A 13,672-nucleotide genomic window follows, 5' to 3' on the forward strand; every position below is an offset into this window, starting at 1 on the left:
AGGAGTGGAATTTGGCGATCGCTAAATCTCACACCCCACCATACCTGTTATCTGTGTTGGGTTCACGCTGTTCAACCCCACCTACTCGGAAATTTTGATGTTACTACTTATGCCAGAAGGCGATCGCACTCTATTGGAGGATACACTTCAATCAGGAAAGTGAATTTCTTGCTCTACTTTTAAACCCGCTAAAAACTCTCGATCTTGGCTGATATGAGGAAATTTTAGCTGAGAATCGGGAATTCCCTTTTCTAGATAGCGTTGGCGGAGAACGGCAAAGCTACCGGGAGCAAGAATGCGGAGGCGGGGGTCGGGAACGTACTTGCTGGGTCGCTTCAAGGCATAGGAGGCGTTGGCTTGGCAGAGTTGGCGATCGCAACTCTCCAAAAATACCTGGGGATTCTCCAATGTTTTCCCTGGAAGTAACTCAATATTGATTAAGTAGCAAGGTGAAGTAATACTTTCAGAAAGGGTGATACAGAAATCCTCCAGCAGCCCCCCATATTCTTGCTGCAAGGATTGCATTACTTGCGTGGCGTGGTATTCCGTTGTCTTTTCCGTCGTAGCGGATAGCGTCCCTCCCGAACGATAGCGGAAAACAATTAAGGGTGCGGTGTTGTAAAACCCAACAACTTCCACAACATCGCCAATATCGTAGCGGTAGAAGCCGCTGTAGTTCGTCGTCAACAATCGGTAGCGTTCCCCAACCTTCACTTCTGTTGCCAGAAGGGTTTTGGGCTGTTCTGCATCCCATTGATCACAGGGGACAAATTCAAAGAAGCCACTTTCAACCGCCAAAACGCTACCATCGGTATCGACATCCGGGTAAATACTAAAGGTGGCTTCGGCAGAGGAGTAAACAGCACCAAAGATCGGTGTATCGCCAAAATAGAGGGGAAAGCGCTCGAAGTAAAAGTCAGACGTTCCTCCCCGTGCAGCAGCAACGAAAGATAAGTCTTGCCAAGCAAGTTTGGGGGTGAGGCGTCCATGGGACTGAACAATCTCGCGGAGTTCGTGAGCGCGCTTGGGGTCAGCTGACCACTGTTTTTCTAGCTGGGTGCGGACTTCCGGTTCTAATTCTAGCCAACTAGCGATTGTGCCTTTGTCGATATCCTGGATTAGATCTTCGGCGTAATGTTCTAAATAGTTGCAAGTTCGCAACAGGAGCATAGGAAAGTTGGCAGTCATTCCCCGCGTAGAGCGATCGCGCAAGGCAAACAGTAGGCAAACGTAGTGACGTGTGAGGCTATTACTAGGTAGTAGTGTCTCAAAGGGATTGGCAAACACTTGCTGGTAGAGGAACTTACCCATGCGGAGAACGCCGACACTTGCTTGACCGTAATTAATCCCGTTCTTAGTGCGTCCCACCAACTGCACGGAGTTGGTGACGAGCAATTTGCCAAACTTGAGGTTTCTCGCTTTTAAAGCTGAGGCTAGAAAGCCGACACTGGTGAGGTTGGCTCGTTTTAAGGAGTTCTGAAAGCGTTTGGTGACGGGAATCAGCTTTCGCACTCCCGTTGAACCGCTAGTGAGGTTGATGAAGACCACCGGATCAGCGGTAAGAACGTTCGGTTCGCCCTGGAAAATTTGCTCAGTTAGGGGTTCGTAGCTACTGTAGGGGAGGACAGGGACGCGATCGCGAAATTGATCGACGGTTTTAATTTCCCTCAGTCCATACTTTTGCCCCAGTTCCGTATCTTGCTGCACTCGCAACAAGTCGAGCAAAAACCGCTCTTGCACCGCCGCCGTTTGATGCGTTTTTCTTACAAAATTTACCTTGGCAGCAAGTGCGATCGCTGTCAAAACTGGTAGCAAAAAATTTGCCATTAAAGCCTCTCACCCTCACAACTCAGCAATAGCTGTCGATTAAAGCAGATTTGTTCAGATAGCACCAATTGATCAGGACTGGCGATCGGATGTTCCTCGCTTTCAAGGAGGGACAAAACCCGTCTAGAGCAGCTTATACCGACTCCTCGCGCCATAACTATGCGTTTCAAATTATCCATTGGGTACGGCATTAATTAAACCCGTTGTAAAACACCGCACTAGGCGCAGAGTCAAGGAAACAGAGGAGAGGGAGATCTACAGCTTAACGTTCAGCACCCCTAACTTCAGACTGAAGACGCTAGACTCCCTTAATATTTAAATTACAACTTGGTGTTGAGGAAAAGAGAGGCGATGACCGTTTTAGAAGACGCTGTTGTTGGATTCACCTGTTTTGTCGTAGCTTTTGTGTTGGCGAGTTTGGTTGAGTACTGGCTACACCGCTTAATGCACGTCAATCAGCGAATTGGCGATCGCCACCGCGATCATCACCGTCGCAATGAAGGACAGGGGGTGCTATGGGAGTTTCGTGACTACGTTAGAGGCAGCCTGATAGTCATGGGCTTAATGTTTTTCTACTCCTGGGAAGCAGGAATCGGTTGGTTATTGGGAGGATTGGTTTATGCTGCTTTCTCCGCCTATGCCCATCAATTGCAGCACGAAAACCCCAGGAAGTGCTTTTGGATGAAAATGCCTGTTCACTATGTCCATCACAAGTATGGTATGTGGCATCACAACTTCGGACTTGCTGTGGATTGGTGGGATCATGTTTTTGGTACCTATAAGGCTGTGGAATGGCTCACTGAGGAAGAACTACAGCAACCACCAAGGGGATATGGGGAACTGCGTTGGTGGTAAGTCCTTCTGATGATTAACAAGGACGCCTATTTGCATAGCCGGGTAAAAGGCAAATTATCATCAACTAATGGCAATATAACCAATGGATAATCTAAAAAAATTCTAGTTTCTGTCCCCTTTCTTCAGGTAAGCGTGATATGGTTCCTACAACGCTTTGAGTTTTTCCGATAGGTATCACTGTAGGAGAATTTCTTTGAACTACTTCCATGAGGCAAAAGCCCACTTTATTGCCAGTCACCAGCATCCGGTTAACAAAATTCTGCACCACATTACTAACCTACTGGCGATCGCGGCGGTCATTCTACTGTTTTACGATTGGCGTTTGACCCTTGTCTGCTTGGTGTTTACCCAAGTCTTTGCCTTAGGGGGACACGCTTTTTTTGAAAAAAATGAACCCGCTTTTAGGAAGTATCCTGGCATCACTATTCTTGCCTCCCTATCATGGTCATTTGAAAACTGGTTTGGCTTACGACAAGTCTGGACTTATATTAGTCGCAAACAGAGTGCATTGAATTAAGGTTTCCAGCTGACAAATCTCCCTTAAAAGCCAACTTAAAACCCAATTTATATGAAAAGAAAGGTTAGAAATTCTAACTTTTCTACCGCCGATCTTTACCAGTGAATTAATTAAGGAGCATTCATGTACGAAGGTTTACTAGTCATTGATGCCGATGCCCATAAACTAGAAAATCCCCTGCTCTTGCGGGATTATATAGAACCAGAGTATCGCGATCGCATCGGTTTAGTGATTGATAGTCTAGGTGACCAACGAGCGCGAGTTGTAGACTTCAATCCAGCGACCGGTAAAAACGACTTTATGCGGATGTTCCCGCAACCTCAGGGACTAGGTAAAGGTGGCTTTCGGAATCTGCATCCAGATACAACCCTAGGTGCGATGTTCAATCGAGTCCGGATTGAACATATGGATCAAGAGGGAATTGAAGTCCAGGTTATTTACGGCACACTCAACTTAATCTTTTCTAGCCTTTTAGATAAGGATTTAGCGATCGCTCTCTGCCGTGCCTATAACACTTACATTGCCGATGACTGTCGAGGATACGATAACCGCCTTAAACCGATTGGAGTATTACCGCTACAGGATGTAGATGCCGCCGTTGCGGAAATGTATCGTTGTGTCAATGAGCTAGGAATGATTGGCGTAGCCGTTGCCCCAAACCTACCCATTCCTCACCCCAAAGCACCGGATGCGTTCCCAGACATCCGCACCTGTAAGGCGATTAGCCATCCTGACTTCCGCCCTATCCTCCAAGCAGCTGTAGACCTCGACATTGCCCTCGGCATTCATGGAGGCCCTGGTTCTTCCATGGTGGGTGGTATTGCCGACCACATGGAAACCTTTGTCCTTAACCATATTTTTGTCCAGCGAAACCAGCAACAACTAGCTTTAGCGCGGATGGTCTTTGACGGGGCGTTTGAGCAATTCCCCACTCTCCGGGTTGGCTTTTTAGAAGGCGGTTGTGGCTGGCTACCTGACCTCGCCCATGCCTTTCACGAGCATTGGGAAAAACGCATCCGAGACTTTGACCCTAAGCATCCTTATCGCCCTTCCCTGATGGAATTCACTAAATTGATGATTCAGGAAAGAGGCACCCACAACAATATCAACCTGATTAGTCAGGCGAAAAACCTTTTTGATCTGTTGTGGAATGCTCAACATGACCCAGCCTCTATTGAGGATGAGAGCCTTTATGAGCACTACGACCTCCGCCACCGCGACCCCCTAGAGTATTTTGAACGCGGTCAAATCTTTACCTCCTTTGAATCCGACGATCCTGGCCCGTCTTATCTGCACACCGCCATGGGGGAAGTAGGTAAGCAACTCGCTTGCTTCTCTGGCGACTATGGTCACTGGGATGGCGTCCTTCATAACTGTGTTAAAGATGCCGCAACCGTTGCTGATTATGACCGGGAGCATCTGGGACTTTTGCTAGGAGGTAATGCACTAGCATTGTATGGCGATCGCCTACGTCAATCCCTACCTTCTAACAGCGTAGTTTCTGCAACGAGTTTGAATACCAAGGTTGATTAAAAGCCGGAAGAAACTCCCAACGTTCTTCACTCTTTTAACCTTCAACCCTTTGTAGTGTAAGGTTTGACAAATGCGAGTTTTACTCCTATATCCCCTCTTTCCTAAATCATTCTGGTCTTTTGATAAAGCCTTAGAACTAATCGGGCGGAAGGTTTCTCTTCCCCCTTTGGGGATGATCACCGTTGCGGCTATCCTGCCCCAAACCTGGGAGTTTCGCCTGGTAGACCGTAATGTTCGCCTGGAAACCGAAGCCGACTGGGATTGGGCCGATTTAGTGATTGTCTCCGGCATGATTGTCCAGAAACCCGATTTGTTGCACCTAATTCGCGAAGCGAAGCGGCGTGGCAAACTAGTAGCGGCGGGAGGGCCCTACGTTACCTCCGTTCCTGAAGCCGCTCAGGAAGCCGGGGTAGACTTTTTGGTTTTGGATGAGGGCGAGATTACCTTACCGCTTTTGGTTGAAGCTCTCTTAGCGGGGGAAACCTCAGGTACATTCAGCGCTTGGGGCGAAAAGCCTGATGTCACTACCACACCCGTTCCTCGATTTGACCTGCTGGATTTGGACGCCTACAACGAAATGTCGGTGCAGTTCTCGCGGGGATGTCCGTTCCAGTGCGAGTTCTGCGACATTATCGTTCTCTATGGACGGAAGCCGCGCACCAAAACGCCCGCGCAAATGGTGGCTGAGTTGCAAAGTCTCTATGACCTAGGGTGGCGGCGCTCGGTGTTCTTAGTAGATGACAACTTCATTGGTAACAAGCGCAACGTTAAACTCTTACTGCGCGAACTCGGTTCCTGGATGGCAGCTAATCAATACCCCTTCCGCCTTGCAACCGAAGCCTCAGTGGATTTAGCTCAGGATCAGGAACTGCTAGATCTGATGATCCAGGCTAACTTCGGTGCGGTGTTCTTGGGCATTGAGACACCAGACACCGATAGTTTGTCGCTGACGCAGAAGTTTCAGAATACCCGCAACTCTCTCATGGAATCGGTTGAGATTATCAATCGGGCAGGCTTGAGTGTGATGGCTGGTTTTATCCTGGGCTTTGATGGTGAGAAGACAGGAGCAGGTCAGCGGATCATTGACTTTGTGGAAGCAACGGCAATCCCCAAAGCCATGTTTGGTATGCTCCAAGCTCTGCCTAATACGGCTCTATGGAAGCGGCTACAAAACGAAGGTCGTCTGCTGGAGGAGAACCAGGAGACGCAGGGTCATCAGATGGCTCTAATGAACTTTACACCAACCCGACCGCTAGAAGAACTGGCTCGTGAGTATGCCAACTGCTTTTGGGAACTCTATGAGCCGAGCCGCTACCTCTCCCGCGTCTATCGGCACTTCATGACCATGACGCCAGCTCCTCACAAAGTACCGTTTCGGATGCTGGAGCCAATCGAAATGAAGGCCGTGCTAACTATCTTCTGGCGACAGGGAATCAAGCGCAGCACCCGCTTCCAGTTCTGGCGTCAACTCTTCTCAATTATGCGGCGCAATCCGAATGTGTTTGTGCCTTACTTGAGCAATTGCGCCCTCATCGAACACTTCATCCAGTACCGCCAAATTGTGCGCGACGAAATCGAAGCCCAACTGGCTCAGTACTCAGCATCCGAAGCTAATGAACAATCTTCAATTCCTCAAATAAAAGAATCAATTGCCCTGAACAGCTAAAAATTTATCAGGATTGAAAATTCCGGCTTAGGAACAATTACTAAGCCGGATTCGCCTGTTATCTAGGTGCATAGCTCATGGCGAGGTATAGGCACTCTCAACAAAAAATCTCAGGTGTTGAGTAAGTAGGATTTGACAAATTCCTACTGATTGATCAAATTGTCGCCGTAAACAGTAACCAGTTCTGATGAATATGATCGCGTTTGATCAGGATACAAGTTCTAAGCGGGAGAATTTGAGAGTGAGCTATCCTTAAATTGATTACGAACGTATTAATACTTTTGGTATGAGGTAAAAATTATATGAAAGTTTTACTACTTTATCCGTTATTCCCAAAAACTTTTTGGTCTTACGAAAAAATTCTGGAATTAGTCAATCGCAAAGTCTTGCTACCGCCATTAGGGTTAGTTACCGTTGCGGCGATTTTGCCTCAAGAGTGGGAATTTAAACTGGTAGACCGCAACATCCGTGCTGTGACTGAGGAAGAGTGGGCATGGGCAGATCTGGTAATTCTCTCGGCAATGATTGTCCAGAAAAAAGATTTACTAGAACAAATTCAAGAAGCAAAGCGGCGGGGTAAGTCAGTGGCAGTAGGAGGTCCCTATCCCACGGCATTACCGGAGGAAGTTCAGGCGGTGGGTGCCGATTACCTAATTTTGGATGAAGGGGAAATTACGCTGCCGATGTTTGTTGAGGCGGTGCAGCGTGGTGAGTCCGGCGGCACATTTCGGTCGGATGGCAATAGACCAGATGTCACAACAACACCAATTCCCCGTTTTGAGCTTTTAGAACTAGATGCTTACGACTCAATGTCGGTGCAGTTCTCGCGGGGGTGCCCCTTTCAGTGCGAATTTTGCGACATTATCGTGCTATACGGACGCAAGCCGAGAACGAAAACGCCAGCTCAGTTACTGGCTGAGTTGGATCACCTTTATGAACTGGGCTGGCGGCGGGGCGTCTTTATGGTCGATGACAACTTTATCGGCAACAAGCGCAACGTCAAGCTTTTGCTTGAAGAGCTAAAGGTCTGGCAGGCAGAACACCAGTATCCCTTTAAGTTCAATACGGAAGCTTCCGTGGATTTGGCTCAGGATCAAGAAATGCTTGATTTGATGGTGGACTGCAACTTTGATGCCGTGTTTCTGGGGATTGAAACTCCGGATGAAGAAAGCTTGACGCTCACGAAGAAGTTTCAAAACACCCGCAGCTCCCTAGGGGAGGCGGTACAAACGATTACCAAAGCGGGGCTGCGTCCCATTGCTGGGTTCATTATTGGCTTTGACGGGGAAAAATCAGGCTCCGGCGATCGCATTGTTCGCTTTGCCGAACAAACTGCCATCCCCACCACTACCTTTGCAATGCTGCAAGCTTTGCCAAATACCGCCCTCTGGCACCGATTAAATAAGGAAGGACGCCTGCGAGGGAAAGATGGCAACATCAACCAAACCACATTGATGAACTTTGTCCCCACTCGCCCTGTGGAGGAGATTGCCACAGAGTATGTTGAGGCATTCTGGACGCTGTACGATCCAGAAGGTTACTTAGACCGCACCTATCGCTGCTTCCAAATCCTGGGTGCTCCTCGGCACAAAGCGCCCTTTAAGTTCCCGGCACTGGTGGATTTGAAGGCACTAGCGATCGTCTGCTGGCGGCAGGGCATTAAGCGCCACACCCGCTGGAAGTTTTGGCATCATCTCTTTAGCATCATGAAGAACAATCCTGGGGTGTGGGAGCATTACCTCGCTGTTTGCGCCCACAACGAGCATTTTCTGGAGTACCGACAAATTGTTCGGGATGAGATTGAAGAGCAGATACGGGAATTTAAAGCGCAACAGCTTCCTCTTCAAGGGAAAGTGCCAGAAAACAAAGAAGCGATCGCTACGACGGTTTAGCTTCCCAGCTCCGGGAGTGGTCGTTCCACAGCCGTTGGCGATCGCATAACGTCAAATTTAAGCCAGTGACAGCTAACCGGGTAAGAGGCTCAATTATCCCAGCGACTGGCTTCTTCATGAAACGCAATTTGTGTTGGCTGTCTGGTGCGTTAAATTGACAAGTGAGCGATCGCAATCCTCAACTAACAAGCTCTTCTAAACAACTGGTCGTAACTTTATAGAGGCATCTATGCCAAGAACCCAACGTAACGACAATTTCATCGACAAAAGCTTCACAGTGATGGCAGACATGATCCTCAAAGTTCTGCCTGCTAATAAAAAAGCCAAAGAAGCATTTGTCTACTACCGAGACGGGATGTCTGCTCAAGCTGATGGAGAATATGCCGAAGCCTTAGATAACTACAAAGAAGCGCTGACTCTAGAGGATGACCCCTACGACCGCAGCTATATTCTTTACAATATGGGGCTGATTCATGCTAGTAATGGCGAGCATGAGAAAGCATTGGAACTATATCATCAGGCAATCGAGCTAAATGCGCGTCTGCCTCAAGCCTTGAATAATGTTGCTGTGATTTATCACTACAAAGGGGACAGGGCAAAAGAAGCTGGAGATGAAGACACGGCAGAAGCTTTATATACTGAAGCGGCTGAATGTTGGAAACAAGCGATTCGTCTTGCCCCCAACAACTACATCGAAGCTCAAAACTGGCTGAAGATCACAGGCCGCTCGGAAATGGACGTTTATTTCTAGTGAGTCAGGATTCATCTGAGGGATAAGTGGCTCGTACAGGCAAGGCATAATGTGGCTTGCTTGTACAACCCTCAAATCAAATTGACAGCTTGCTAGATTGTCTATCGCCCGAAGTCAGTTGTTTTGATATAGAAGCGGGTTTTACAAACAACTTTATTGTTATTAGTAAACTTACTAAACCTGCCCTTTGAAATTTCTCCCCATTACCCAAACCTGATGATTGATCGCGAACAAGTTCGTAAAGTTGCCAAGCTTGCACGTTTGGAAATTAATGACGCCGAAGAAGAACAAATGGCGGCGCAAATAAGCAGTATTCTGGAATATTTTCAGCAGTTAAGCGAGCTGGATACTGAGAATGTCTCCCCGACTACGCGGGCAATTGACGTTAGCAATATTACTCGAGCAGATGAGTTAAAACCCTATCTGGATCGGGAAGCAATGCTTCAACAAGCGCCCGATCGAGATGATGATTATTTCAAAGTGCCGAAAATTCTTAGCATAGAAGAGTAACAAACCTCATTACAAGGTTACTCGGAGGAAACTATGGCAACTGGAATGCTCGTTGATGGGCAATGGACAAACGAAGCCTACGAGCAAGATGACCAGGGCAGATTTAAGCGGAATCCGACAAAATTCCGCGATCGCGTCAGCGCTGATGGCTCGACTGGTTTTAAAGCGGAGGTGGCGCGCTACCATCTCTACGTCTCTCTTGCCTGCCCTTGGGCTCACCGCACCCTAATTATGCGGCAACTGAAGGGTCTAGAAGAGGCGATTTCGCTTTCGATTGTTGACCCCTTTATGGATAAAGATGGCTGGGAGTTTTCTGATGCTCCTGGTTGTATTCCTGATACGGTGAATGGTGCTCGTTATCTGCGGGAAATCTATGTTAAAGCTGACCCTAATTGTACAGGGCGGGTGACAGTACCTGTTCTGTGGGATAAGGAGAAGGGCACAATTGTCAATAACGAGTCCCGCGAGATTATCCGGATGTTTGACACGGAGTTTGAGGGGATTGCCAAAAACTCTACCAGCTTCTATCCCCAGCCTCGGCGTGAGGAGATCGAACAAGCCATTGATGCAATTTACCAACCCATCAACAATGGGGTCTATCGGGCAGGATTTGCTACGAAGCAATATGCCTACGAAGAGGCAGTTACAGAGCTATTTGAGGCACTGGACTATTGGGAAGATGTTCTCAGCAAGCAGCGTTACATGTGTGGTGATGCGATTACAGAAGCCGATTTCTGTATGTTCACCACACTGTTTCGCTTCGACTCCGTCTACTACGTTCATTTCAAGTGCAACCTCAAGCGGATCGTTGATTATCCCCATCTCTGGAAATACTTGAAAGACCTCTATCAGCAGCCGGGAGTCAAGGAAACCTGCAATCTTGATCAGATTAAGCAGCACTATTATAAGAGCCACCCTCATGTTAATCCGATGGGAATTGTACCCAAAGGGCCAATTATTAACTTTGAAGAATCCCACAATCGCCATCTGCTCAATACTAAGGCAGGGGTGGGAACTCTAGAACGCTCAGGGGTGAACATCACCACAGAGTTGCTGTAGGTTGGTAACAAAGTCTGGATAAGAGATAGCCGCAGCTTCTGCTCGGTAGATTGTGGTGGTACCCGTGGCATTGAGAGCAGCGATCGCTAGACTCATAGCTATGCGGTGATCGGTATAGCTATCAACATTTGTACCCGTAAGGGGGGTGCCGCCTACGATCTCTAACCCATCTGGGAGTTCGGTGACGCGTGCCCCCATACGATTAAGTTGGGATGCCATGGCGGCAAGGCGATCGCTTTCTTTAACACGCAGTTCTGCTGCATCTCGAATCACAGTTGTACCTTCGGCAAAAACGGCTGCAACTGCCAGAATTGGAATCTCATCAATGAGTCGGGGAATTAAATCACCCGCGATCGTGCAACCTTTTAGCCGTCCATAACGCACTCTCAGGTCGGCAACGGGTTCCCCAGCAATTTCTTGTTGGTTTTCTAACGTTACATCCGCCCCCATCATTTCCAGGGCTTCTAAAATACCTGTGCGGGTGGGGTTAACACCGACATTTTCAATTAGGAGTTCCGAATCCGGTACAATCGCTGCTGCAACGAGCCAAAAGGCAGCAGAGCTAATGTCTCCCGGAACAACAATGTTTTGTCCCTGGAGTTTAGCGGAACCTGTAACCGTAACGCTGTGCGTTTCTGGATCAATAGTTAGTTGTGCCCCAAAGGCTTTGAGCATCCTTTCGCTATGGTCGCGGGAAAGAGCCGGTTCGGTAACAGTAGTTTGCCCCTCGGTCATTAAACCCGCCAAAAGAATGCAGGATTTGACCTGAGCTGAGGCAATGGGGGAGTAGTAATGAATCGGTTTGAGGGTTTTTCCTTGGATAGCTAAAGGAGCTAGAGAGCCTTTCTTGCGTCCCCAAATGGCTGCTCCCATCTGCTGTAGAGGTTGGACGACACGAGACATAGGACGCGATCGCAATGACTCATCGCCCGTCACGCTAAAGAATCGTTCTGGATGAGAGGCAAGAATTCCTAGCATTAGACGTAGAGTAGTGCCGGAGTTCCCTGCATCTAGAACGTTTGTTGGTTCGAGCAATTGTCCTAGCCCAATTCCCTGCACTCGCACCAACTCTGTATTCAGTTCGGAGATCTCAGCTCCCATCGCCCGAAAACAGCTTGCCGTGCTGCGGGGGTCTTCTCCCAAAAGTAATCCCTGAATCTGGGTTTCTCCTTGCGCGATCGCTCCCAACATTAAGGCACGGTGAGAGATAGACTTATCCCCTGGGACTTTGAGGCGTCCTTGCAAGGATATTCCTGATGCGGGACTTTGGATACTTAGGTGGTGCTGATCTTCAATAGCTTTCAGTGAAACAACGGTGGCTGGCATAAGGATGAGCGATCAGTAAACTAGGGAAGCTAGATTTTATCAGAGTAAGTCACTGTATTACTGGTTGCCCTCTCTTCTAGTCGCAAAAGCAAAAATGAGCCTTCTTTCTGGTTTAGTATGTCTCATAACTTTAAGGAAAAAGTAAGCCAGCCTCACACCATTTTACTGACAGGGTTTAAAGGTACTCAGGTAATGATGCTTGTTTAAGAGTGCGATCTCTCAACAGCTGAGCTCCATTAAATTTATTTAAATCCTCCTACTGCCTTCTTTTTCTTTTTCCCCTTATTCTTTGACTTCGATTTGTTGACCTCTACCAGGGCTTCTTGAAACAGGTTATGCAGATGTAGTGGCACGCTGGCTATTTCTGGCAAATCCGGCTCTAAAGGTTTGTTGTGCTCTTGCAGTAAGCTTTCTAAGTCGCGCTTCAGCTTAAAATCTGGACGTGTTAAGACGGTTTGCAACAATTTTTCTAGTTGAGTTGGGTGTCCCTCGGCCAGTCGTTGCCAAATGAAGGCGTTAATTCTCGGCTCTTGGAGGTATTTACGAACTAATTTTTCAGCGGTGTTGTTGATTTGCCAATCTTCTGATGCCAAAATAGTTTGGAATTGGCTGTAATCAGGCAAAAACATCTGTCCCCAACGCGGATGAGTTAAAACAGTTACCTGTTCTGCTCTCTTCAACTCTGGTGGTAACTCAGCCTTTGGCATCACCATTTTAGTTACTCCTTGGCTGCGCTCAAATAGTTGAGAGATCTCATCAGAGTCAGCACCTGCCTCAACCGCCGCCGCTTTCATTTCTTCCTCTGTCAGACCAGCTTCATTTGCTAGCTCAGAGAGAGACTTTGATTCATCCACCCCTGCTGCGGCTAACTGCTGCTTAGTTATGATCTCTTGTAATTCGGCAATTTTTTCATTCAGTTCACGCCCCGGTAGGGTCACCTCATCACTGCCGAAAAAGTCAAGAAATTCCTGATGATATTTTGCAACCGATTTCCATGCCTCCTCTAGAAGTTTAGGAGCATCACTATAAAGAGCTCCTTTATGATCGTCTTTAAAGTTACCGATTGCAACAGCTAGTTTAGGTTTACCCAAACGACCCATTGGAATACAGGGGCCAGAAAACATCCAGTAATCATCAGTTACTGGTGCAATGCGAACGAGCAAAATTTCTCCCTCTTTGAAGCGCTCCATTTCTTTGAGAGTTTTAGTATCGTTAGGTTTAACACAGTAGTGTTTAGCGCTTAGCCAGTTCATTAGTTCAAAACCATCAGGGAGAATTTTGATGACTGCAAACAAGCCAATGAAACTACGATGCCAGCTTTTTAGTAACGTGCGATCGCTATTTGAAAGCTCTAATTGTTCTTTAATAAACACATCTATAGGTGTCTTACCCCTGACTTCACCCTCAGTCAAAAAAGAATCAATCAAGAGATTCTGTTCGTATGTTGGGTCGTAACGATTATTTTTAGCTTCTTTACGAGAGTTTGTCGCCACATAAGATTCTAAAGATTCTGCTAGGTCTCCTTCTGCTTCAATAACAAACTCTATTAATGATTGCTTGAGTTGGCGTGCCCTTTCTAATCTTGCATCCACAGCAGAATCTCTAATTTCAAAAACTTCAGATTTCAACTACTATAAAACTAAAAAACAGAACAAGCCTCTTTCCGTAGATGGGAAAAGAGGCTTGTGCTTTTGTTTAAAGAATATAGACCTGGCATTGAGCTATTTTCCCGTAGG

Annotated in this window: 12 protein-coding genes; 8 read left to right on the forward strand and 4 right to left on the reverse strand. The window is 47.4% G+C overall.

Features of this window, described 5'->3' with window-relative positions; genetic code table 11:
- Positions 1 to 147: 147 nt before the first annotated feature.
- Positions 148 to 1,827 (reverse strand): GH3 auxin-responsive promoter family protein, encoded by a 1,680-nt coding sequence (locus AC5JR3_RS06625; RefSeq protein ID WP_495844234.1) that lies wholly within the window; start codon positions 1,825 to 1,827, stop codon positions 148 to 150.
- A 351-nt stretch (positions 1,828 to 2,178) separates the two neighbouring features.
- Between AC5JR3_RS06625 and AC5JR3_RS06630 the strand changes: the two genes are divergently transcribed.
- From AC5JR3_RS06630 to AC5JR3_RS06650, 5 genes are all read left to right on the forward strand, one after another.
- Positions 2,179 to 2,682 carry a sterol desaturase family protein gene (locus AC5JR3_RS06630; protein ID WP_495844235.1) on the forward strand — a complete coding sequence of 168 codons (504 nt, stop codon included), beginning with the start codon at positions 2,179 to 2,181 and terminating at the stop codon, positions 2,680 to 2,682.
- Positions 2,683 to 2,875: 193 nt separating this feature from the next.
- Positions 2,876 to 3,199, forward strand: a complete 324-nt coding sequence (locus AC5JR3_RS06635) for an Mpo1-like protein (protein ID WP_495844238.1) — start codon at positions 2,876 to 2,878, stop codon at positions 3,197 to 3,199.
- A gap of 123 nt (positions 3,200 to 3,322) precedes the next feature.
- Positions 3,323 to 4,732, forward strand: a complete 1,410-nt coding sequence (locus AC5JR3_RS06640; protein ID WP_495844239.1) for an amidohydrolase family protein — start codon at positions 3,323 to 3,325, stop codon at positions 4,730 to 4,732.
- A gap of 70 nt (positions 4,733 to 4,802) precedes the next feature.
- Positions 4,803 to 6,398 carry a B12-binding domain-containing radical SAM protein gene (locus tag AC5JR3_RS06645; protein WP_495844241.1) on the forward strand — a complete coding sequence of 532 codons (1,596 nt, stop codon included), beginning with the start codon at positions 4,803 to 4,805 and terminating at the stop codon, positions 6,396 to 6,398.
- Between the two features lie 302 nt (positions 6,399 to 6,700).
- Positions 6,701 to 8,290, forward strand: coding sequence for a B12-binding domain-containing radical SAM protein (locus AC5JR3_RS06650; protein ID WP_495844243.1), 1,590 nt, complete (start codon positions 6,701 to 6,703; stop codon positions 8,288 to 8,290).
- On the opposite strand, the gene AC5JR3_RS06655 is transcribed toward AC5JR3_RS06650, so the two are convergent.
- Positions 8,277 to 8,408: a hypothetical protein gene (locus tag AC5JR3_RS06655; RefSeq protein WP_495844245.1), complete on the reverse strand. Its 132-nt coding sequence runs from the start codon at positions 8,406 to 8,408 to the stop codon at positions 8,277 to 8,279. The genes AC5JR3_RS06650 and AC5JR3_RS06655 overlap by 14 nt on opposite strands.
- A 111-nt stretch (positions 8,409 to 8,519) precedes the next feature.
- On the opposite strand from AC5JR3_RS06655, the gene AC5JR3_RS06660 reads away from it, so the two are divergent.
- The 3 genes from AC5JR3_RS06660 to AC5JR3_RS06670 all read left to right on the forward strand — a co-directional run bounded on the left by AC5JR3_RS06660 (position 8,520) and on the right by AC5JR3_RS06670 (position 10,610).
- On the forward strand, positions 8,520 to 9,041 hold the full coding sequence (locus AC5JR3_RS06660; protein ID WP_495844247.1) for a photosystem I assembly protein Ycf3: 522 nt from the start codon (positions 8,520 to 8,522) through the stop codon (positions 9,039 to 9,041).
- Between the two features lie 216 nt (positions 9,042 to 9,257).
- Entirely contained in the window at positions 9,258 to 9,551 is a 294-nt protein-coding gene (gene gatC / locus AC5JR3_RS06665) for an Asp-tRNA(Asn)/Glu-tRNA(Gln) amidotransferase subunit GatC (RefSeq protein WP_495844249.1), read from the forward strand.
- A 33-nt stretch (positions 9,552 to 9,584) separates the two neighbouring features.
- Positions 9,585 to 10,610 carry a glutathione S-transferase family protein gene (locus AC5JR3_RS06670; RefSeq protein WP_495844252.1) on the forward strand — a complete coding sequence of 342 codons (1,026 nt, stop codon included), beginning with the start codon at positions 9,585 to 9,587 and terminating at the stop codon, positions 10,608 to 10,610.
- Here AC5JR3_RS06670 and aroA read toward each other — a convergent pair.
- Positions 10,578 to 11,936 carry a 3-phosphoshikimate 1-carboxyvinyltransferase gene (gene aroA, locus AC5JR3_RS06675; protein ID WP_495844253.1) on the reverse strand — a complete coding sequence of 453 codons (1,359 nt, stop codon included), beginning with the start codon at positions 11,934 to 11,936 and terminating at the stop codon, positions 10,578 to 10,580. The two genes, AC5JR3_RS06670 and aroA, sit on opposite strands and share 33 nt — an antisense overlap.
- A gap of 242 nt (positions 11,937 to 12,178) precedes the next feature.
- On the reverse strand, positions 12,179 to 13,528 hold the full coding sequence (locus AC5JR3_RS06680; protein ID WP_495844259.1) for a hypothetical protein: 1,350 nt from the start codon (positions 13,526 to 13,528) through the stop codon (positions 12,179 to 12,181).
- Positions 13,529 to 13,672 lie beyond the last annotated feature (144 nt).

It is taken from the genome of Kastovskya adunca, assembly GCF_059505785.1.